Genomic DNA, 22,093 nt, shown 5'->3' with positions numbered 1-22,093 from the left:
CCAATTACCAATTACGAGTTACTGTGAATAGTAGCCGGAAAAAACACTTGGGGCCAGGTCTTGCAACCATACATTTTCCTCTCCACACCCCTTACTCTTACTGTTATGCTAACCCTTGTGATGGAAGTAGCTTGTAACTTGGGGTCTTGATGGCACCTCAAACAGCGCGCTTACGCCCCCGCTTGCCTCTCAAATAGATTTGAATTCCTTTATACGGGTGTTTTCAACAAGGTTCTGTAGGGTCCGAAGAGTAAATACTTTGCCTCGTGTGGCGATGAGCAGCTTTCTCATGTCCTCACGACGTACGCCAAACCCACGTCCGCCGATACAGGCTATGACTTCGAATTTAGGAGTCCCCTTCCCACCGGGCTGGCTCAATTCCGACAGATGCTGAATGCGCGTCACTTTATCCCGGGCCGTGCCATCATCTTCGGTCAGTTTGGCCTCTATCACCACTTGTGGATTGAACTCGCTCGGAATTATGAAGTCCGGGGCCTGATCGAATCCCGGAATGTGTTCTGCCCGCTTTGTCTTCCTGTAGCTTACTCCAGCCTTTGCCAGTACATCTTCTATGGCCGATTCGAGGCTGTCGCCGACCAGTTCGGAAACAGAATCTCTGTGTCCTGCGAAGGGCCGCCCGAGGAAACGCTCATAAAGAAGCATCGCATATGGCGCTCCCATGCGGGCAAGAGACTTGATCGAAACCAAGCCCTCACGGGTGTCAGCCTTTTCGAGCCGATGCAACTTGTCGGGCTCCACGTACGGAACAGAAGTATTAAGTAAGGCACAGGCCGTTTCGATGAGCGCCAGAATACGATTACGGGCGGTGATGCCGGACCTCGAAAAATCAAACCTCTGCATACGAATGCTGCGATCTAAGCTCCGAGCAAATCCCTGACTCACTTCAACGTCTGTTCGCTGTGTCGCGATGTATGCCCATTCCGGCGGGGTGAATCCCAGCACGGTCCTAATCACAATCATCACCACAGGGTTCTCAGAAACAGCCTCCGCCACGGACTCCAGGGTAACTTTCTGAAATTCAGCAGTCACTCTTTTCAGCACTTCATACCCCTTTTCAAAAGAGGTATAATCAACAAAACCAACACCCTTCGGCAGGACGAGAAATTCAGATTGGAGGAGGGAAAAGATGGTGATTGCGAAGGAATCCAAGTCTGTCTCAAGGTCTTCAAAAGGAACTTCAAAAGGATAGATCATCGGCGGTCACCTCATATGCTGTTGGGGTTTCTGCAACAACCCATTTTTGCTGCCTGGGTGCCGTAGCCACATCATCCGAGAAGCATTCCTCCACTTCGGGCCAACTGCCCAGCGCCTCGGTCGCCGCGGACACAGTATCAAGCTTCTCTCCTATAGACAAGGAATGATCCCATGTCTCCTTAAGGGTCCAGATTGCCATGCGGATCAAATGGCCGTAAGTCAAACATCTTATGTCGCCCCGTGTGGGTTTAAGACCGGCAATCCGAAGATTGGCCAGATCAGCCTCCACTAGACGGGCAATTTCAGAAGGCGTGAACGCCAGGCTCCGGCGGGAGATCATCCCTTTTGACCTGCACACAAAAATAGTGTCCACAATAGAAGATCCAGTGCCATTTATGTGAATTGATGCGCCCATTTCCGCCGGACAAGGAATTGAAGCGGAACATTTCAGGCCGGCATCAAGGATTGCCACAGCGACGGGTAAATAGGCGTCGATGGTGTTGTGGTGGTACGTAAAGGCAAAGGGTCCGCCAGGTTTCAAGGCTCCCGCTGCCTTGACGAAGGCAGCGGAGAGCCCCTCAGTGAAATGCGTAAGACCCTTTTGCATTGTGGTATTGCCGGTGAGTTCGTTTTTATCCCTTGTGGTAAACTTGTCGAAATTATTGCCGGCATTTACGGCTAAGCGTCTTAACCACACATAGCAGAAATCCATCAATTCAGCGTACTGGACATTGGTAAAATATGGCGGATCAGTGAGAACTGCGTCTACGGATCCCGCTGGCAGTTCGAAGGAGGTAGAACTTCCACAATGAAGGTTTACCTGCCTTTTGTCGGCACCATTCCAAGGGTGTCGTGTTTCGCCGATCCACTCGTGCTTCAGCGGCACGAAGACCTTCCTGCCGTCCCGATGCCTTATTTCAAATATGTTCTGACAGTAGGCTTTTGCCCGGTGATACTTGTCGACAATGTTGGACCATCCGCCGCTTCCTATGTTTATATTGGTATCGCTAACAATGCCGAGAAGGTTAGATTCACAAGCTAAGAGCCCGACGGGAAAACCATGGACCGAAAATATGTCAAGTGATTTCAAGGCCATGGCATCGTAACGGCAGAGCATGTTCTGATACCTGAGAAGGTCCGACAAATTGGTTGCGAGGGCATTACGAATATGTTCGTCAGGCTGCTCAGAAATTGCCCGGCAACTCAACTCAAGCCCCAAAAGCTGCCTACCGTTAAACATCTCCCGGTACCTGCGATAGCCCCACCGAAGAAGACGATCGGTTTCATCTCCGTGGGGTATATCATCATCGGGGACATAGGTCATCTCCGCTGGGGCTATTTGCGTAGACGCTGCATGATATTTCTCAAGGTCCTCGGCATCCGGTTTTTTGAAAAATCTCCCCTTGTGCTCGGGTTTACAGGAGGGGCAGGTGTACTCAATCGCTACCATCCGGTGCACTGGTGGCCCTGCTGAGGAGAGAGGATAAGTATTGGTGACCCCACAGTGAGGACACTTACAACGATTCCGGCTCGCAGGACCGGATGACTGCAAGCGGGTGTTGCAGGCGTGGCAAGTCCCAGGGTGCTTTGGCTCCTGAATCTCGTTTAGTTCACCACACTTGGGACAGATAAAGACATGTGCGGGATGGCGACGATTCTCCGCCAGGACATATCCAGGGAAAAGGTCGAATACATTGTTGCAGTCGATACAGCGAAGAGTTTTGACCCATATGAAGTACTTCACATGAGCTTCCTGCGATCCACAAATGAGGCATCGAGTCCTATAAAACCCGCCCACTTTGTCTTCCAACTTGACACGGAGGTTAACGGCTGCTTGTGAGTAAGCATGAATATCCAGATAGCCTATCTCCTGCCGTACAATCCAGTACGCCATGGGGTTGATGTCGCAGCCGATAATGTCGCAACCCATGCGGTTGGCCTCTATGAGAGGGGTTCCTCCACCCATGAAGGGATCAAACACTCGTAACCCCTTCAGGCTGTTACTCTCAAAAAAAGATTCTGCAAGATTTTCAGGAACAAACTCTGACAGAAGGAGACCCCGAAACAGTGTACCGGGCCGCCGTGCGAACCATTTATGGACAGCTATGATGGGGCGGTAGTTCTGCTGTATCTGCTTCTCGCGCAGAGCCAGATCGGCGATAAAGGGAACGTCAAATGACTTTTCGATCAAGGTTGCACCCTATTGTAAGCATAAGAAGAATTTACCGGATAATCAGACGACAGTCAAGGAAAGGTTGCTTTGAAGTCCCGTTTCCAAAGTGCTTACTACCATCATTACGGTACGTGCCAATGGATCCGATTGGGGTCGGACCAAACCGTAAAGGCTGTTTTGAGCATTGAGTTGAAAAAATGCATTAAGCCAAAAAACCAATAAAATTAGCTTAAAGTGCTGTTTTTACCTGTGAAATGATAAGATGTATTCGCCCGTAAGGGCTGAGAGTTTTGGCCCGCCATTGTCGGCGGGGCAAAAAACACAATCTCTTGTCCGCTGTTGTCCGTCTTTGTCGAGCGCAAGCGGGCGGCAAAAAGGTATTTTTCCCTGAAACTGCCCGGGCACAATACAGACAGAAACTACAACCTGAAGTTCGAAGACGTATCGGAGGAAATTGCTCTCACAGTGAGAGCAATTATTATAATCTCCGGAAAGTCAATACAGACCTTGCATAGAGTGATTTCACTTTTAAAACTTTCCGATAAGATTCAGGCAGCAATCCGGGCAAGGTTTTTAACTTGCAAATTAATTAAAATTGCAGGAGAATTAAGAAAAGGAGCATGGGGATCAAAAATAAATGAATGAGGAGGAATGATGGATTTACAGAACAGCTCAATAACAAATTTGAAGAAAAACTGGGCGTGGTACCTCGTATACGGTGTGATTCTGGTCATCGCAGGGTTTATCCTGCTCGGAGCGCCGGCAGTGGCAACAATTCTGGCCGCTACCTTTTTCGGAGTTATGTTACTTATCCAGGGGATTATCCATATCGTTCATGCCCTTTTTTCCCGTGACAAGGGATGGGTGTGGTCGCTTTTTCTCGGCATCATTTCTGTGATTGCCGGTATCTTTCTTGTTACAGACCCTGTTGCCGGGGTGCTTGGCCTGACATTCCTGATTGCGGTATTGCTCATTGCAAACGGAATCTCAAAAGTAGTCCTTTCATTCCAGTTGAAGCCGCATAGCGGTTGGGGGATCATATTAGCGAATGGCATCATCTCGATAATATTAGGCTTTATGATTTATGGCCAGTGGCCTGTTTCGGGACTTTGGGTGATTGGATTCTTTTTGGGCATTGATACATTGTTTGCCGGATTCGGGTGGATTTCTGCCGCTTTTGCTGTAAAGAAGGCCTCTGGAATAGCATAATCGGAAGACATGAAAAACTTTTTTTATTTAGCCGCAGACGGACGCAGACAAAAGCTGGACGGTTTTATTATATCGGCTGCCGACCTGGCACCCGATATGCTCCATGCCCTCCGGGCAGAGTGAAAATATAATATATTCGCCCGTTAGGGCTGAATATATTATAGGCGGCAGTGTCGCCGGCTATCAAAAAGACTGTTCATCGGTATTCGTCTGCTCTTGTCCGTATTTGTCGAGCGAAGCGGGCGGCAAAATAAAAGAAAATAGGGGTGCTTCTGCCGGAATTACTCTGAAAAAATGGGTGACCCCCAATTTATATATTGGTTCTTTAAGCTTTGAACCTCCGGTTGAAAAAATCATTCATATCGTGTATCTTAGTAAGCTAAAAACTGTTTTCTGCATTTTTTTGGCAGAAAACAGTTTTGTAAACTTACTTATCCCGTTTATCGGGGTTAAGTCGTTGCACATGAGGAAATTATGAAAAAAGTTACTTACTATAGCACGAACAATCCCGGTGAAAGGGTTAATTTTGAAACAGCCCTTTTGAAGGGTATGGCCTCGGATTATGGCTTATACATGATTGCACGAAATGAAGTACCGGTATTGGATTCAGAGACAATAAAAGGCATGCGCACCATGTCTTATGCTGAGATAGCCTTTGAGATATTGTACCCTTATCTCTGGTCTGAGATACCGGCGGAGCAGTTAAGGCTGCTTCTCGACGATGCATACCGGGAAGATAAAATACCGACTTTAGTGCAGCATGTTATCGGCGGCACTCACATCATGTGGCTCACACAGGGGCCGACATACTCCTTTAAAGACTATGCCGCCCGATTTTTCGGAAGGGCGCTCAATTATTTTCTCGGCAAGAGGGGCCTGCGGAGGGTCGTTGTTGTGGCAACGAGCGGGGATACCGGCGGCGCTGTAGCCGATGCCCTCTATGGCCTTGATAGCATTGATAATATTGTATTTTTCCCTAAAGGATCCATAAGCGAAGGTCAGAGAAGGCAGATGACGACCCTTGGCGGTAACATTTATGCCTTTGAGGTAAATGGTGATTTTGATGTCTGCCAGTCCCTGGCTAAAAATGTTCTCGCTGACCAACCGCTTGCCGGAGAAATATTTGGTGACAGAGAGAGATTTACCTCTGCCAACTCTATCAGCCTTGGAAGGTTATTGCCGCAGGCTGTATACCCTTTTTATGCCTATTCAAGGCTTACCGATGAAAAGGCTGGAGAATTTATTACCAGTGTGCCTTCGGGGAATTTCGGCGACATGATGGGAACGATTATCGCAAGGCAGATGGGGCTTCCTGTCAAAAAAATAATTTGTGGTGTGAACGAGAATACGGAATTCCCCGATTTTCTTTCAAGCGGTGAATATGTGGTAAGACCTTCAATTAAATCGCCCTCCTCAGCCATGATTGTCTCTCATCCCAGCAACCTGGCACGGCTGATTGATTTCTATGGTGGGCACCTCTATGACGAGAGAGACCCTTCAACCGGACAGGTTGTCAGGCCCGGTATCATCGATAGAATGCCTGATATGGAGAACATGAGAAGGGATATCTTTTCAATAGGGGTTAATAATCCCCTTCACTACGAAACGATGAAATTTGTCTACGAAAAATATGGGGTAATCCTCGATCCCCACGGCGCTGTGGGCTGGAAATCATTAGAGATATTTTTAAACGGGCGTCATGACCAGACTGCGGTGATTTACGAGACTGCTGACCCGGGCAAGTTCCCGGAAGACGTTGAAAAGGCAATCGGTATTATCCCGGAACTGCCTCCCGGCATGAAAAGACAGACGACCCTGGAGGAAAGGGTTTGCTGTATTGAGGCCAATCCGGAATATACATCGCAGGGGTTGCAACTGAGTAATGGTCAGATTGAAGAAGCTAAGGCGAAGGTAAGGGAGATATGGAAGGGCGGAAGATAAGAAGTTGGGAAGGTGAGAAGTTAAGAGAAACAAACTGCTTACCTTTTAAAGCCGGGGTTCTTTTGTGCGTTATATGCGTTGCGGTAACGATGTTTTTTGTCGTAACGGGATGCCAGAAAAAGGAACAGACACCAGCGGAACAGCAAAGGCTTCAGGTCATTACGACCCTGTTTCCTGTTTATGATTTTACGAGAAATGTGGCAGGCGATAAAGCGAATATTACCCTTCTTCTCCCTCCAGGCGTGGAAGCCCATAGCTTTGAGCCTAAACCGGGTGATATCCTCAGAATAAATTCAGCCGGCCTGTTGATTTATACGGGAAGGTATATGGAACCCTGGATTGAGAATGTCTTGAAAGGTATTGACAACAAGAATCTCCTTGTTGTGGATGCAAGCAGGGGGATTACCCTCCGCGAAAGCGGCGATGATACTGATGACCACGGGCATAAAGAGAAACATGGGCACGGAAAACTCGATCCTCATATATGGCTCGATATCGCACACGCACAGAAAATGGTGGATAATATCCTTGAAGGGTTATCCCGGAAGGATCCGGCAAACAGGGATTACTACACGAAAAATGCAGAGGCATACAAGGCAAAGTTGGGCGAAATTGATAAGAAATACAGGGATACTCTTTCATCATGCAAACAGAAGGTCTTTATCCATGGCGGCCATTTTGCCTTCGGTTATCTCGCAAAGAGATATGACCTGCATTATATGGCGGCCTATAAAGGATCGCCGGACGCAGAACCAACACCAAGACGTATTACTGAACTCAAGAAAATGTTGAAGACCTATGACATAAAGTATATATATTACGAAGAACTTATTACCCCCAGGGTTGCAGAAGTTGTATCAAAGGAGACGGGCGCAGTTTTACTCAAGATCCACGGCGCCCACAATGTGAGTAAAGAGGAAATGGACAGAAGGATCACGTTTCTGAGTATAATGGAAGATAACCTTAAAAGTTTGCAAAAGGGACTTGGATGTCCTTAAACATCGTTTCCGCCGAAAACCTCTGTTTCCAGTATAATTCCATTGAGGTGTTGTCTGATATTTCATTTCATCTCGAGGCCGGGGATTATCTCGGGATTGTGGGCCCCAACGGCTCCGGCAAGACAACATTGATAAAGCTGATCCTCGGCTTTTTCAAACCAAGCAAGGGTACGATATCCCTTTTCGGGTCGAATCCGCTCAGTTTCGGGGACTGGTATAAGGTGGGCTACTTGCCCCAGAAGATCAATTCTTTTAACCCTCATTTCCCTGCAACGGTAAAGGAAATTGTATCGCTGGGATTACTTTCAAGGAAGAAATACCCGAAAAACATTAATAAATCCGATGAGCCGGCTATCAATAGCGCCCTGTCGTTAATGGATGTATCAGATATCAGGGATGAGCTTATCGGGGAACTTTCCGGAGGGCAGCAGCAGAGGGTTCTTATCGCCAAGGCTATGGCCTGTGAGCCGGAACTGCTTATACTCGATGAACCGACAACAGCGCTTGACCCTGAAACAAGAGAGAAATTTTTCAGTATTCTCACAACCCTCAATGAGCAGAAAAAGATTACCATTGTTATTATTACACATGATATTGGAACCATTGGGAAATATGCTTCAAAACTTCTCTATCTCGATAAGAAGGCAATTTTTTACGGGAGCTTTGATGCATTCTGCTCTTCCAATGAAATGTCCGGCTATTTTGGTGAATATTCACAGCACCTGATATGCCACAGACACGATACGGTAAACCCGTGATGAGTGTTGAGTTATGAGTTATGAGTTAAAAGGCGGGAGACTGGTAGCCGCAGGCTTCAGCCTGCGTGATGTCGAAAAGTTAAAAGGCAAGAAATTGAATAGAATCCGCAATCCGCAATCGATATATGGACATACTTGATCTCCTAAGCCACGGTTTTATCCAGAGGGCGTTGATCGCCGGTTCTTTCATTGCAATTCTGTGCTCAACGCTGGGGGTATTTCTTGTCCTGAGACGTCTTTCGTTAATCGGGGACGGTCTTGCCCATGTCACATTCGGGGGTGTTGCCATAGGTCTGCTTTTGAGGTTTTATCCCGTTTACATAGCGATACCCATTGTAATGGCGAGTTCCATAGGGATACTTAAACTGATAGCAAAGGCTCGCCTTTACGGGGATTCTGCCATCGGTATCGTATCTTCTCTCGGTATTGCCATCGGGGTCATTATTGCAAGCGCTGCCGGGGGATTTAATGTGGACCTCTTCAGTTATCTCTTTGGAAATATCCTTTCCATCAGTACAGCGGAAGTGTTCATTTCTATTGTACTTTCCTTAGCACTTCTCATTGTAATCCTCTGCTTCTATCATGAGCTCCTCTCGGTAACCTTTGATGAGGAATCGGCCAGTGTGTCCGGGATAAAAACAGAGAGAATAAATATGATGCTTGTCCTGCTCACTGCTGTCACAGTCGTTCTTGCCATGAAAATGGTGGGGGTTATGCTCATATCGGCGCTCCTTGTGCTTCCGCCCGTTACAGCACTACAGATGGCGAAGGGTTTTAAATTAACGATTGTCCTGTCTGTTGTGGCGGGCGTCCTCTCTGTTGTTTTGGGGATATTCATCTCCTTTGTCATGGACCTTCCCGCAGGGGCAACCATTGTCATACTTAACTTCCTCTTCTTCATCTCAACGCTTGTGTATAAAAATGTAAAGACGGGTATCCGTTGACCGGCATCAGGTTGTTTGCTCCGAGCTCATAACCCCGAACTCTTTTTATTACCCTCGTGACATTGACAACCCCCCACAGGGACATTATATTTAAGTAAAATTAATCTTATTATATTCGGGGAGGATACAAACATGGCTAAAAAAGTGATAGGGATTGACCTCGGTACCACCAACTCTGTTGTAGCAATTATGGAGGGCGGAGAGCCGAAAATTATCATAAATGAGGAAGGAAGCAGATTAACGCCAAGTGTTGTTGCTTTCACCAAAGATGGCGAGATACTGGTCGGCCAGACTGCAAAAAGGCAGGCCATCACAAACCCGGAAAACACGGTTTTTTCTATCAAGAGATTTGTGGGAAGAAGATTCAGTGAGGTACAGGGAGAGATCAAGACTGTCCCGTATAAGGTTGTGGCAGACCAGGAAGGGAATGTGAGGGTTGAAGTAAGAGGCAAACAGTATACACCGCAGGAAATTTCCGCCTTCGTGCTTCAAAAGCTCAGAAAATCCGCAGAGGCTTATCTCGGCCAGACAATAGAAGATGCGGTTATTACGGTTCCTGCATATTTCAACGACTCTCAGAGGCAGGCTACAAAAGATGCCGGAAGGATAGCGGGTCTCAATGTTCTCCGTATTATCAATGAGCCCACGGCATCTGCCCTTGCTTACGGACTTGACAAGAAGAAGGATGAGACCATAGCGGTTTATGACTTTGGTGGCGGCACTTTCGATGTTTCAATCCTCGAAGTGGGTGATAATGTTGTTGAAGTAAAATCAACAAATGGCGATACCCACCTTGGTGGTGACGATATTGACCAGAAGGTTATTGAATGGATTGTCTCTGAGTTTAAGAAAGATCAGGGCATAGACCTCTCAAAAGACCGGATGGCGTTGCAGAGACTTAGGGAAGCAGGGGAAAGGGCAAAGATTGAGCTTTCCACGGCAATTGAAACAGAGATAAATCTTCCCTTTATCACTGCCGACAGTGCGGGTCCGAAGCACCTCAACATGAAGCTGAGAAGGGCAGAGCTTGAGCAGCTTGCTGATGATATTATCCAGAAAACCATCGGACCATGCAAAAGGGCACTTGAGGATGCAAAACTGAGCAAGGACAAGATAGATGAAGTTGTTCTTGTGGGTGGTTCTACGAGGATACCGAAGGTTCAGGAAATTGTGAAAAGCTTCTTTGGAAGAGAACCCCACAGGGGCGTAAACCCCGACGAGGTTGTGGCGCTCGGTGCAGCGGTACAGGCCGGTGTTTTAGCTGGTGAGGTGAAAGATGTGCTGCTTCTCGATGTGACCCCTCTCTCGCTTGGTATCGAGACTTTAGGTGGTGTAATGACAAAGGTTATTGAGAGGAATACCACAATACCCACAAAGAAGAGCCAGATATTCACCACCGCTGAAGACAGTCAGACAACCGTTGAAATCCATATTTTGCAGGGCGAGAGGGAATTAGCCAGAGACAACAGGACACTGGGAAGATTCCAGCTCGTTGGTCTTCCGGCGGCGCCGAGGGGAATTCCACAGATAGAGGTGACATTTGATATAGACGCCAACGGCATACTCCATGTCATGGCAAAAGATATGGCTACCGGAAAGGAACAGAATATCAGGATTACCGCATCAACAGGCCTCAATGAGGAAGAAATAAAAAATTTGGTGAAGGATGCTGAATTGCATGCCGAAGAGGATAGAAAGAGAAAGCAGGAAATTGAGACGAAAAACCAGCTCGATAACCTTATTTACTCGACAGAAAAGACATTAAATGAAAACAGGGATAAACTGCCGGGCGATGACGCTAAAACCCTGGAAGATGCGTTGTCCTCCGGTAGGGATGCATTAAAGAGCGGTGATCCGGATAGGATGAAGCGGGCAATTGATGACCTCACGAAGGCTTCACACAAGCTTGCGGAGACCTTGTATAAGAAGACTGCCGAAACGGGTCCAAGAGGGCCTGACGGACAGGGTGCCGGAGAGCAGGGGGCACAACAGGGAGGCCGTAAAGGTGATGATGACGTTGTAGATGCTGAATTTGAGGATGTGAAGAAATAGGGGGCGCTTAATGGTAATTGGTTTTAGAAACGACAAAAGTATTAAAGACAGAATATTTTATCCTGCGGAGCTGCCCATTCTGTCGCTCCGCGGGACCGTTGCATTCCCCGACCTTGTTATGCCACTCATCGTTGGCAGAGAGCGCTCAATAAGGCTTATTGATGATGTTATGAACGGGGATAAAATGATCGGGATCATAACCCAGAAAAATCCCGATATAGAGGAACCGGGCATTGAAGACCTTCACACCGTTGGCACTATTGCAACCATTATGAAGATGGTAAAAATGGTTGACGGGAGCCAACGGATCGTGGTACAGGGCCTGTCCAGGTTTAAACTTATCGAGTTCAGCCAGAGAGAACCCCATCTGAGGGCGAAAATCCTTCCTATTTTTGAAGATTATCAGAAGGATATAGAGGTGGATGCCATGTATCTCAATCTGAAAAACCTCTATAAAAAGGCTGTAGAAATGGCGCCATATCTCTCATCTGAGCTATCTCATATTGCAACAAAAGTGGAGCACCCCGGAAATCTGGCAGACCTCATTGCATCGACCATCAACATCAGTGTAGTGGAGAAACAAGAGATACTTGAAAAGATTGATTTGAAAGAGAGACTTAAGAAGATCACTATTTTTCTGAACAGGGAAGTAGAAACCCTTGAATTAAGCAGCAGGATACAGACCAATGTGAAAGAAGGTATCGACAAGACCCAGAGGGAGTACTATCTGAGAGAGCAGCTGAAGGCTATCCAGAAGGAACTTGGCGAAACAGACGACAAATTTACAGAGATAGATGAGTTGAGGAAGAAGATCACAGAAGCAAACATGCCGCCCGAAGCCAGGAAGGTTGCAGAAAAAGAGCTCGACAGGCTCTCCAAAATGAGTACCATGTCAGCAGAATATACTGTTTCACGGACATACCTTGATTGGCTCACGGAAGTGCCATGGTCAATAAATACTGAAGACAATCTCGACATTGAAGCCGCTAATATCATCCTTAATGAAGACCATTATGACCTCGAAAAGGTAAAAAAAAGGATCCTTGAATACCTTGCTGTGAGAAAATTGAAATCGGACATGAAGGGCCCCATCCTCTGTTTTGTCGGGCCGCCGGGGGTTGGTAAAACATCCCTTGGCAAGTCCATCGCCCGGGCTCTTGGCAGGAAGTTCATGAGGATATCCCTGGGCGGCATAAGGGATGAGGCGGAGATCAGGGGACACAGAAGAACCTATGTCGGGGCATTGCCTGGGAGGATTATACAGGGTATTAAAAAGACAGGCTCAAATAACCCGGTGTTCATGCTTGACGAGGTAGATAAGATTGGAATGGATTTCAGAGGTGATCCTTCGAGCGCCTTACTTGAGGTATTAGACCCGGAACAGAACTTTTCTTTCAGCGACCATTACCTTGAAGTGCCTTTTGACCTGTCCAAGGTGATGTTTATCGCAACGGCGAACCAGCTTGACCCGATACCCCCTGCCCTGAAGGACAGGATGGAGGTCCTTGAGCTGCCTGGCTATACCGAAGAGGAAAAGCTTATGATATCAAGGCAGTTCCTGATCCCGAAGGAGATAAAAGAACATGGTTTGAACGAAGATTGGATCGAGTTTGCGGATGAAGCCATTAAGATCATTATCCGTTCATACACAAGAGAATCAGGGGTAAGAAACCTGGAAAGGGAGATTGCCGCAATATGCCGGGCTGTTGCAAAAAATGTGGCAGAAGGGGATACTGAAAAGAAGGTAGTTACAGCAGGCAGCATCCACGGATACCTCGGACCTATAAAAGTTTTCTCAGAAGTTGCCGAGAGGACAAAATATTCCGGAGTTGCTACCGGGCTTGCATGGACACCGACGGGTGGCGATATTCTCTTTATCGAGTCCACAAAGATGAGGGGTAAGGGCGCTCTGTCCCTTACCGGTCAGCTCGGAGATGTGATGAAGGAGTCGGCCCAGGCTGCCCTGAGCTATATACGGAGCAAGGCGGCAGATTATGAGATTGCTGAAGATTTCTTTGAGAAAAATGATATCCATATCCATGTCCCGCAGGGCGGAATACCAAAGGATGGGCCATCTGCAGGTGTAACGATGCTTGTATCGCTTGTTTCCTTACTTACGGACAAGCTTGTGAGGAATGACGTTGCAATGACAGGAGAGATAACCCTCAGAGGGCTTGTATTGCCTGTAGGAGGAATAAAGCAGAAGGTGCTGGCAGCAAGGAGGGCAGGTATAAGGAATGTTGTCCTGCCTAAACTGAACGAAAAAGACCTTGAAGAGGTGCCGGAAAGTATCAAGGAAAATATGCAGTTTACATTCATCGAAAAGATGGATGAAGCGATAGATATTTGTCTCGCTTAGCCGATTAAGCTATCAAGACTAAATCCGCAAGGGGTGGGCCTGAACGCTCACCCTTCCTTGCATTAAAGAAAAAGTAGAATTATGCGATAACAGATGTATGCATCCATGAATACTTACGCATACCCACCGGAAAAACACTTCAAAACAGATCTCCAGTCCCTCGTACAGCACTGCCCTGAGGACCCGATGGTAAAAATTGCCGTTCTCTTTACGGATATTGTCGGTTCCACAGACTATTTCAAGGCCCATGGGGATAAGCTCGGGAGAGATATGCTTCGCAGCCATCACGATATCGCCTCATCAGTCATTGCCGGGCATGGCGGGAAGGTCATAAAACTCATTGGCGATTCTATCATGGCCTATTTCCTCTATCCCGCAGAGGCGTTTAAGGCAGCCATTAAAATGCAGCAAAGATATCAGATGGAGAACGGAAAGGGTGACACTGCCGGTCAGATGCATGTGAGGGTCGGTATTCATTATGGGAGTGTTATTGTTGAGAAAGAAGATATATATGGGGACGTGGTCAACGTGGCATCAAAACTAACAAGCCTTGCCCGTGGCGATCAAGTTTATATATCCCACGAGGTCTACGATCTTGTTAAAGATGTGCCTCTTGTCCATTTCGATTTATTACCCAACTGGGACAGAAAAAATATCCCGGACGGTCTTATTGTCTACAGGGTTTTCTGGGACGAAGCGGTTGAATTGAATCCTGCAACCAGTATTATGCTCTATGCCCGTCCTGTAACGGTATTGGGTGATAGTAAATTTAATACAATCTGGGAAGATTTTACCATGGCAGAGAATGCATTGTGGGAAGGGAAAAAAAAAAAAAAAAAGGTATTTCCGGATAAATCTATCATGATGTTTTTCACAGAAGCTGGATCAGCCAATGGCGTGGCGGCAGGTATCAGGGATTTCATATCAGACAAACTGGAAGAAGCTGGACAGCAGACCCCTTTCCCCGTTCAAATCGTTATTGATGTGAGTTACGACTTTTCAGAAGATGACCTTATATCGAATGGCTACCACGCTAACCAGGAAGAGATAATACCCGGAGACATCAACTTTTCAGAAGATGCTTATCACATAATAAAAAACTTTGAAAATGTTCCTATTGTTCAGGTCTCTGAAGGGATCGGCGGGAGGATATTCTATAGGGTGGTCTCTCCAGGGGAAGAGAAAAAGGCTGAAATAGAAATGTTCCCTTACGGGAATGCACTTGTGCGGGGTCCTTATGACCCTTGTTATTACTGCGGGAGCAGAAAGCACATGTGCACGGATTGCCCCTCGAAAAACTTGCCCGATATTACCCATGCTCTTAACAGATTGGGGTATCTCTCTTTGAAAGTTATAAATGAACTCTTTTTAAAACTGTTTCTCTCAGAAGAGGCCAACCCCGATGCAGTGAAAGAGGACGAAGAGAAGAATCCGGATACATCGATAAAACTCCCGTATTATAGTTTTTATGAGCTAACGAGGGTGTATCAACTCCGTTTTTTCAGGGCCATATGGAATGCCACCGGCGAAGACTGGCTTGTTGTCCGGGAGGATAAAAGCGAGACGCAAGGAGGGTTGGTATGGCTTGCACAGGACTCTTTGCGCATATCCGATCTCGATAAGGCAGAATCCACCCTCAGGAAGGTACTTGAAAACAAGCCGGATGATTTCAGGGTATATTGTATTCTGGGGTATTTCTGTATCGAAAAGAGCGATTTTGTTCGTGCAGAGAGCTATTTTGATACAGCCCTCTCCCATGTAAAAATGGGTGTACACAAAACCTTTATACAGCTTCTTATTGCCCGTCTTTATGTTCTGAATAACAAACCCCGTGATGCATCAAAAATGATAGGCGATATACTTTTAAAAAATCCGCATTGTATTGATGCTGTATACATGGATATTATCATTAAGTTTCAGCAACGGGAAGAAACTCTGGCAATTCAACGGCTCATAAAACTCATCCAAAATAACAGGGAATATTTTATGTATGCCTATATGGACCCGGAGCTTATACCCTACAGCGACTTTATCATACCCCAAATGATCATCTTGTTCAGGAGGGCGAAGGAAGATGCCACATCTCTTTTACCGGTAGCTGAAAATGAATATGCAGGGTCGAAGGAAATGCACGATAAACAGTCAGTTGCAGAAATTCAGTCACTATTTCTAAAAGTTAAAAATACGCTTGCCCTGAACAGTTATTTTGGCTATTTAGATGCCGCAGATTATTGCAGTCTCATTACCTCAAAGTGCAGAGATCTTTTTAAAGAAAGGAAAAAGGCGCTTACTGCATCGGTCCATCTCCTTGATATTCGCGTCAAAAAAGACCTTGAATTCGTTGATACATATACATATCAGAGGCTGGCAGGGTCTTACCGGAATCAATTGCAGATTATTTCAGAAAAGTTTGATAGAGTGTTGGAGGCCATGAAGTCAATCTCACACGAAAGGTTCGATGAGTACGAATCGGTGTGTGACGAACTATCTGATGAATTAAAACATGTGGAGTCAAAATTCGAAAATTTGTATTATCTGAAACAATGCATGCAGAGTTTTTTCAGGTTTGCCAAATGCAGTCTAATATCCTTATCGATCGTGCTCGTTATAGGGTTTTTTATTTTCCCCCTTTTTGCGTATTACCTTAATGTTGTGCTTTTACGGCTCGATGTATCGCCGATCTCTAACGTGCGTTTTTATCAGAAATTATTTTTTATCGGAGGGGGGGCTCTCGGCCTTTGCATCCCATTGTTTATTGCTATCAAAGACCTCATCAGGAATGATTAGCGAGGTCGCTGCTTTTTGTTTCTTTCACTTCATAGTAGAGACATTGAACACCGGAAGATTTAAAGACTGCAAGAGAAGGCATCTCACGGCATTTGAATCCCATGGCCTTACAGCCCTTCGGGAACCTTTTATCCCACGTTACATAGAAATGCTGACATGTACGACAATCGATATGCGGCGTTTTCTGCTCCACAAAACACTATATGCCGGTTGCTTCTTTGCCCGGCCCGTATACAAAACGGAAGAGGGCAAAGATAGATTTATGGGTTTTTCCTTTCTGTATAAGTGCCCATTCCCCTTTCATCCCTTTTAGGAAGGATTTCTTTCCGATTATTGTTGATGCACACAGTTCATTTCCATCTCTATCGTAATCTCCTGCAGGGATAACCCTGTACAGATAATTTTCCGAATCCAGCTCCACAAGACAGATGACATTATTGAAGTTTTCGTAGCCCTCTATGGAGAGACCCATGCTCTTTCTTTGCTCTCTGTAGCGGTTAATAGTGCCTTCGTTTTTGATAAAAAACATCATCCACGCTGCAGTCCTTTTCGGTATCACATAATAGCAGTCTGCCGATACATAGATGCTGTCTTCATCGGCATTCGGGTCGGTTATATTATCAATATCACAATAACAGACCAGTTCCTTATCTTCAAAAAGGTGTTTCCAGTTCCACATTTTTTATGCCTCCATATCTATAATAACCAATTTCCAGATTACAAACATACTTCAAATGACGAAAAAGGTAAATTCAAAAAATTATTATTATGGAGGGGGTATGAAAGGGCCCAGCCTGATACCGGACCCTTCAAAAATAAACTATTTCTTTACTGCTTCCTTAAAGGCCTTTCCTGCTGCAAATTTTGGTACCTTTTTTGCCGGTATCTTGATAGCCTTTCCTGTCTGTGGATTTCTCCCTTTCCTTGCCTTTCTTTGAGATACAGAGAAGCTACCGAAACCGATAAGTGTTACCTTTTCACCTTTCTTGAGCGATGATTTGACAGCATCAATAAATGAGCCTAAAGCCTTTGCTGCTGCTGCTTTTGAAATTTTTGCATCTGCTGCAACCTTCCCGATAAGTTCTGCTTTTGTCATGTACGCCCCCTATATAGGTTATTGTTTATAAAGCCTTTTTATACAATATATTATTTGCATACTGGATACAAGAGCAATTTAGTAAAAATTTAAAATATTTTTGTGAAAAAAAGGAGCCACGATACGTATAACGTACCGTGGCGAGCTGGGCGGCATTTCTTTACAGGGGGGGGAATTGCCGGAACCAGCCTGATATATTATACAACATAATTATATATTTTGTCTCTCCTATTTTAATTTATGTTCCCCGAGAAAAACGATATGGCGTCCCGGGGAACATAGACCTTATACTTGCCCTGTCTTTCTGCTATTGGCAACGGATTAGTGTTATGGTGAGGCATTATGAAAAAAAGCCCTTTGGATTGATGTTGGTATTATGCCAAAAAGCTGATTGCTGACTGCTGATTTTATGGTGCCGAAGGCGGGAATCGAACCCGCATGAGGTTGCCCTCACCGGATTTTGAGTCGAAACCATTAAAGCACGCAAAACGGCTATTGTCAAGGATATTAAGAGAATATGCCTATTTTCATCTTTGGATTGCGTTGGATTATTTGAGGTATCAGAGGCACAGTGGGCACAATTTTAGGCACAAATTTGTTAGAAAATAAACGGCAACATCATCAAGCACCCCCCTGCTTAGAAATAGGCGGTGCTTTCTCTCTCAGAACTCGCATAACCGCCTACGGCAAATAGCAACATAGGGCTATTGTTTTTACCGACATTCCTGCGTGGGTAAAGCCCTCTGTGTGTATTTACAACAACTATACGTAACAACTGCACCTACCTATACGTAACACAATTTCTTTACTGACCAATAGAACGTCTAAGGGTCATTATTTATTCTGCTTTTCTCAAAAGAAAAGGAGGAGAAATGACCCAGACAAAACAGAGTTTCAGTAGACCAAGCGGTAATTTCGAGGCGTACGCGACCAATGTAATCCACAGACCCATATCGACAGGATCTTTGAGAAGCTCTCCCATCTGGAGGTCCCCGGGAAAGAGCATTTTGAGAACTACATGCGCCACAAGTGGCGCATAAACCACAAGGCTCGGACAATCAACAGTTCTTTCACTTCAGTATTGTCCTTCCTCGACTTTTATGGAAAGTCGGGTAAAAGTGATCTTAAGGAGATCGAACGTTCTGACCTCGAAGCCTTTATTGAGCATGAGCAGGACCGGGGCATGAATATTTCGACGGTGAGGACCAGGATGGCATCCATCATTGCCTTTCTCCATTTTCTTATCGTCCAGACTCAAATGACCTCCTCAAAATCATCCGTTATTATTCCATCGTCGAACTGAAAAAACAAAATAAGCCAAACATACACAGACAACATTCAGCAGTTTCCAAAAACATTTGAGCAACCATCCTTCCGGAAAGAAGTAATATACGGATATGGATGATGATTGCATCTTTATGACCCGCTTCTCAGGTAAGGACAGAATCGCCTGCGTCCTTATCCATGAACTTACCGGGGAATGTATTACCCGGATATTTGCCGCCGGCGAATACGAAAAGTACAGACCGTATTTTCGTTTCATGAACTCCAAAGGGTATAACGTATATACCACGACAGGCAGGCTGAAGCACGGTTCAAGAAACAGAAGGAAAGAAGGCTACGAGGACACACAGGACACCCTCTGGTGCGAGCTTGACTTCCCTGTCGACCTAAATGCGGTTAACCTCCCCGAACCATCGATAATCGTCCGGAGCAGCCCGGGAAAACACCATTTCTACTGGCTACTCTCCGAGGTCATGAGCATAAGAGAGACAGAGGCTCTCAACAGGCTTATACGCAATAAGTTCCAGATGGCATACCCAGCCCGACGGATCGATTACGTCCACGATATCTCCCGTATACTGCGGGTGGCTAATTTCAAGAATCATAAGAGGAATTCCTTTGTCGGGCTCGTAAAATTCAATCCTTCGCTGCGGTACAACCCCTCTTGCTTCCACGTGCAAAACGGGGTGCCGGAATCCCATGTTTATTCCGGTTCTTACAAAAGCAGGTCAGAGGAGGACATGGCAGAGATCATCTACCGTCTCGCCAAAAGACAGAAAACCCCGGGCCAGTGCATCGACTACCTGATCGAGAAGAGAAAAACAGACAAAGACAATGTGGAGTCATATGCAAAAAAGACAGTCGGAAAAGCGGTTAGCTATGTCCAGGAGAGGCACCGACAGAATACAAAGGGGGCGTTCCCGTGAAAATTGATACCATTGCAGATATCCTCGCGGCCAACGGGATCGAAGACGCGATGTGGCTGATCGAGGGCATTATCCACGAGGGGGGAGTCACCCTCCTTACCGCACCGGGGGGATCGGGTAAGAGCTATTTCGCGCTCCAGCTCGGTCTGTCCCTGTCTATGAATGTCCCGTTCCTCGAAAGGAAGATGGTCCATTCACGAGTGCTCTACCTGAATGGAGAAGACCCGGTTCAGGTATTTCGAAAAAGGGCAAGAGACACCATGACCTCACTGATGACTATGCACGGAATTACCGAAGATCCGTCCTCCCGCTTTGCTTATTTTAAATGCATTCATCTTACGGACTGTCCCTCAGTCCTCCTTGATGCCCAATCCTTCAAGACAACAAGTGTCTTTGGTGAGATTCGCAGCCACTGTAAAGACTGGAGGCCCGATCTTGTCATTATCGATCCCCTCGTTTCTTTCATTGCCGAGGAGAACAGAAGCGAGTATGCCGCCCAGTTTTACCGTTTTACGAAGATGCTCGCTCCATCCTTACTGATCGTACACCACCACACCAAGAACGGTGTCAATGGCGAGGGTGACCACCGCTCATGGGCAAGGGGGAGTTCTGCATGGGTAGAGAATTCCCGGGTCCATCTCATGCTTGCAGATAAAACGCTCATAACTGTGAAGAACAATTACTCTCCCGATAAAATGCAAACGACACTTGCATTCCGCAACGGGTTCTTCACCGTCTGCGAGGATATTGCACCGGTCAGCATGAAGAAACAGGGGAGGCCGCGGAAATGGAAAAACATATGTCAATAATCATCTATGAAGACGGTGTGAAGGTGTACGACATGAACGTGGAAAATAAGATTGTTCAATATATTATCCTTGATATCATGAGGGTGCTCGATCAGCGATTCGGGGCCGATCAGACGGCAGAGAAAAGACGGAAAGGAAGACCACGGCAACATGCCTAAACACCGGCTGGTTTCCCTTTACGCCAAGATTGTGAAATACCCTCCCGCCTGTCCCAAGCGGGGCCGGGGGGCGATGCGGATCACCCACCATACGAAGAGGGGAACGATCATTTACGAGTGCGTGGAATACATAACTCCGGACGATCTTGAGAAACTCTATGTACTGCTGTACCTCTCCCAGCACCAAAAGGTCAAAAAACTCTCAGATTCCCTCATTATATCATCCGTCCACATCCACGAGATCAGAAAGATGACGAGGTGTCATAACGACCAGTTTATCCTTAATTCGCTGAAAAGAATGAGGAGTTTGACTGTTACCTCCATATCCCGTGTCACGCAGACGGTGCTGATCACGGGACTCATACATGAGGTTGTGTACGATATGCGTACAGGGTGGATATCCGTTACCTGGAACTACCAATTCTACGTGGCGTGTCTGAAGAACTCATGGAGGCTCAACTTGTCGCTCTATGTAAGTCTCTCACGGACGGCAAAGAACCTCTATTCCTTCCTATCATGTAATTCCGGGAGTCTTTTTTCAGAAGATATACTTATGGAACGCATCGTCCTGAGGGCACACAGGAGAGATGTTGCCAAAAGGAGCCTCATAAAGGCGCTTGATGAACTTAAAAATGCTAACGTTGTCCAAGGTTATGAGATTAGGAAAGATAGCTACAAGCTGATTCATATCCAGAGACACGCTCGGTAAAAACCCCGGACAATATTTATTAATGATCACTTTTTAGAGGGTACTAAGGTGGAATCATTGATGATATAGTGTAAAAACAATATTCCACAGCATGTGGAAGATTATTCCACAGCATGTGGATTTCAAGGGTTCGGAAAATGGCCATTTATGTAATGATTCCAATGTATTCCATGCCACACTCTAAGACCCCCCTATACCCCTTATATACTCTATAGAGTATAGAGAGAGAAAAATCACAGTGAAAGGAGAGAGAGAAACGGCAACACCGTGGACATTCGTTGCCAGGGATGAATGAAGTTAACATGCACATGAGTTGCCTTAATCACTGGGGCATAAACAGAATCTCTCAACCGACAAACATTCCATGCGTAAAACAAGAAATGGTGGCGAAAAAACGAACCGCTATGATATTAAAACCGTGCTGACATTTATGCGGGGGCAGGAACAATAACATGGCGGAGGCAGCAAAACCGGGCAATCGAATCAATAATCGCCCCCAAAGCAAACATTGATCTTATAAACATATCTCATGAGTATTGTTTCTGCAATCCGGCAGAAGTTTAATGTGTAGCAGCTTTGATCGCCCTATACGTAACAAAGTATGTTTTGTTCTGTAAGATCAGTTAGTTAAGTATGCTTTCCCTCCATAGCTCATTATGGGGTGAGGATTACCAT

At 46.0% G+C, this 22,093-nt stretch carries 21 protein-coding genes; 15 read left to right on the top strand and 6 right to left on the bottom strand.

Annotated features, from left to right (window positions below; all coding sequences use genetic code 11):
* Positions 1-189: 189 nt before the first annotated feature.
* Positions 190-1,215, bottom strand: coding sequence for a hypothetical protein (locus NTX75_07070; protein MCX5815993.1), 1,026 nt, complete (start codon positions 1,213-1,215; stop codon positions 190-192).
* On the bottom strand, positions 1,199-3,406 hold the full coding sequence (locus NTX75_07065) for a DNA methylase (GenBank protein MCX5815992.1): 2,208 nt from the start codon (positions 3,404-3,406) through the stop codon (positions 1,199-1,201). Before NTX75_07065 ends, NTX75_07070 begins: the two co-directional genes overlap by 17 nt.
* A gap of 447 nt (positions 3,407-3,853) precedes the next feature.
* Here NTX75_07065 and NTX75_07060 point away from each other — a divergent pair, with 447 nt between their 5' ends.
* The 10 genes from NTX75_07060 (at position 3,854) to NTX75_07015 (ending at position 16,436) form a co-directional block, all read left to right on the top strand.
* Positions 3,854-4,033 carry a hypothetical protein gene (locus NTX75_07060; protein ID MCX5815991.1) on the top strand — a complete coding sequence of 60 codons (180 nt, stop codon included), beginning with the start codon at positions 3,854-3,856 and terminating at the stop codon, positions 4,031-4,033.
* Positions 4,034-4,039: 6 nt separating this feature from the next.
* Complete coding sequence (locus NTX75_07055) at positions 4,040-4,597, top strand: HdeD family acid-resistance protein (GenBank protein MCX5815990.1); 558 nt, start codon at positions 4,040-4,042, stop codon at positions 4,595-4,597.
* Positions 4,598-5,071: 474 nt separating this feature from the next.
* Positions 5,072-6,538, top strand: coding sequence for a threonine synthase (gene thrC / locus NTX75_07050; protein MCX5815989.1), 1,467 nt, complete (start codon positions 5,072-5,074; stop codon positions 6,536-6,538).
* Entirely contained in the window at positions 6,520-7,536 is a 1,017-nt protein-coding gene (locus NTX75_07045; protein MCX5815988.1) for a metal ABC transporter substrate-binding protein, read from the top strand. Before thrC ends, NTX75_07045 begins: the two co-directional genes overlap by 19 nt.
* Positions 7,527-8,294, top strand: coding sequence for a metal ABC transporter ATP-binding protein (locus NTX75_07040; protein MCX5815987.1), 768 nt, complete (start codon positions 7,527-7,529; stop codon positions 8,292-8,294). Before NTX75_07045 ends, NTX75_07040 begins: the two co-directional genes overlap by 10 nt.
* 13 nt (positions 8,295-8,307) lie before the next feature.
* Complete coding sequence (locus NTX75_07035) at positions 8,308-8,433, top strand: hypothetical protein (protein MCX5815986.1); 126 nt, start codon at positions 8,308-8,310, stop codon at positions 8,431-8,433.
* The gene (locus NTX75_07030) at positions 8,420-9,238 is read left to right on the top strand and encodes a metal ABC transporter permease (GenBank protein ID MCX5815985.1); all 819 of its coding nucleotides are present in this window, start codon (positions 8,420-8,422) and stop codon (positions 9,236-9,238) included. The genes NTX75_07035 and NTX75_07030 overlap by 14 nt, the downstream gene beginning before the upstream one ends.
* 132 nt (positions 9,239-9,370) lie before the next feature.
* Positions 9,371-11,290 (top strand): molecular chaperone DnaK, encoded by a 1,920-nt coding sequence (dnaK, locus tag NTX75_07025; GenBank protein ID MCX5815984.1) that lies wholly within the window; start codon positions 9,371-9,373, stop codon positions 11,288-11,290.
* A gap of 10 nt (positions 11,291-11,300) precedes the next feature.
* On the top strand, positions 11,301-13,649 hold the full coding sequence (gene lon / locus NTX75_07020; protein MCX5815983.1) for an endopeptidase La: 2,349 nt from the start codon (positions 11,301-11,303) through the stop codon (positions 13,647-13,649).
* A gap of 105 nt (positions 13,650-13,754) precedes the next feature.
* On the top strand, positions 13,755-16,436 hold the full coding sequence (locus tag NTX75_07015; protein ID MCX5815982.1) for a hypothetical protein: 2,682 nt from the start codon (positions 13,755-13,757) through the stop codon (positions 16,434-16,436).
* Here NTX75_07015 and NTX75_07010 read toward each other — a convergent pair.
* The 4 genes from NTX75_07010 to NTX75_06995 all read right to left on the bottom strand — a co-directional run bounded on the left by NTX75_07010 (position 16,423) and on the right by NTX75_06995 (position 18,514).
* A complete protein-coding gene (locus NTX75_07010; GenBank protein MCX5815981.1) occupies positions 16,423-16,629 on the bottom strand; it encodes a uracil-DNA glycosylase in 207 nt (68 codons plus the stop codon). The genes NTX75_07015 and NTX75_07010 overlap by 14 nt on opposite strands.
* A 6-nt stretch (positions 16,630-16,635) precedes the next feature.
* Positions 16,636-17,115 (bottom strand): hypothetical protein, encoded by a 480-nt coding sequence (locus NTX75_07005; protein ID MCX5815980.1) that lies wholly within the window; start codon positions 17,113-17,115, stop codon positions 16,636-16,638.
* Positions 17,116-17,256: 141 nt separating this feature from the next.
* Positions 17,257-17,532, bottom strand: coding sequence for an HU family DNA-binding protein (locus tag NTX75_07000; GenBank protein ID MCX5815979.1), 276 nt, complete (start codon positions 17,530-17,532; stop codon positions 17,257-17,259).
* Between the two features lie 838 nt (positions 17,533-18,370).
* Entirely contained in the window at positions 18,371-18,514 is a 144-nt protein-coding gene (locus NTX75_06995; GenBank protein ID MCX5815978.1) for a hypothetical protein, read from the bottom strand.
* A gap of 36 nt (positions 18,515-18,550) precedes the next feature.
* Here NTX75_06995 and NTX75_06990 point away from each other — a divergent pair, with 36 nt between their 5' ends.
* The 5 genes from NTX75_06990 to NTX75_06970 all read left to right on the top strand — a co-directional run bounded on the left by NTX75_06990 (position 18,551) and on the right by NTX75_06970 (position 21,418).
* Positions 18,551-18,835, top strand: a complete 285-nt coding sequence (locus NTX75_06990; GenBank protein MCX5815977.1) for a site-specific integrase — start codon at positions 18,551-18,553, stop codon at positions 18,833-18,835.
* Between the two features lie 94 nt (positions 18,836-18,929).
* Positions 18,930-19,742 (top strand): DNA-primase RepB domain-containing protein, encoded by an 813-nt coding sequence (locus tag NTX75_06985; GenBank protein ID MCX5815976.1) that lies wholly within the window; start codon positions 18,930-18,932, stop codon positions 19,740-19,742.
* Positions 19,739-20,551: an AAA family ATPase gene (locus NTX75_06980; protein MCX5815975.1), complete on the top strand. Its 813-nt coding sequence runs from the start codon at positions 19,739-19,741 to the stop codon at positions 20,549-20,551. The genes NTX75_06985 and NTX75_06980 overlap by 4 nt, the downstream gene beginning before the upstream one ends.
* Positions 20,530-20,709: a hypothetical protein gene (locus NTX75_06975; GenBank protein MCX5815974.1), complete on the top strand. Its 180-nt coding sequence runs from the start codon at positions 20,530-20,532 to the stop codon at positions 20,707-20,709. The genes NTX75_06980 and NTX75_06975 overlap by 22 nt, the downstream gene beginning before the upstream one ends.
* On the top strand, positions 20,702-21,418 hold the full coding sequence (locus tag NTX75_06970; GenBank protein MCX5815973.1) for a hypothetical protein: 717 nt from the start codon (positions 20,702-20,704) through the stop codon (positions 21,416-21,418). Before NTX75_06975 ends, NTX75_06970 begins: the two co-directional genes overlap by 8 nt.
* The last annotated feature ends 675 nt before the right edge of the window (positions 21,419-22,093 follow it).

Source organism: Pseudomonadota bacterium, assembly GCA_026388315.1.
GTDB lineage: Bacteria > Desulfobacterota > Syntrophorhabdia > Syntrophorhabdales > Syntrophorhabdaceae > MWEV01.
This window is presented reverse-complemented; position numbering and strand designations above follow the sequence as displayed.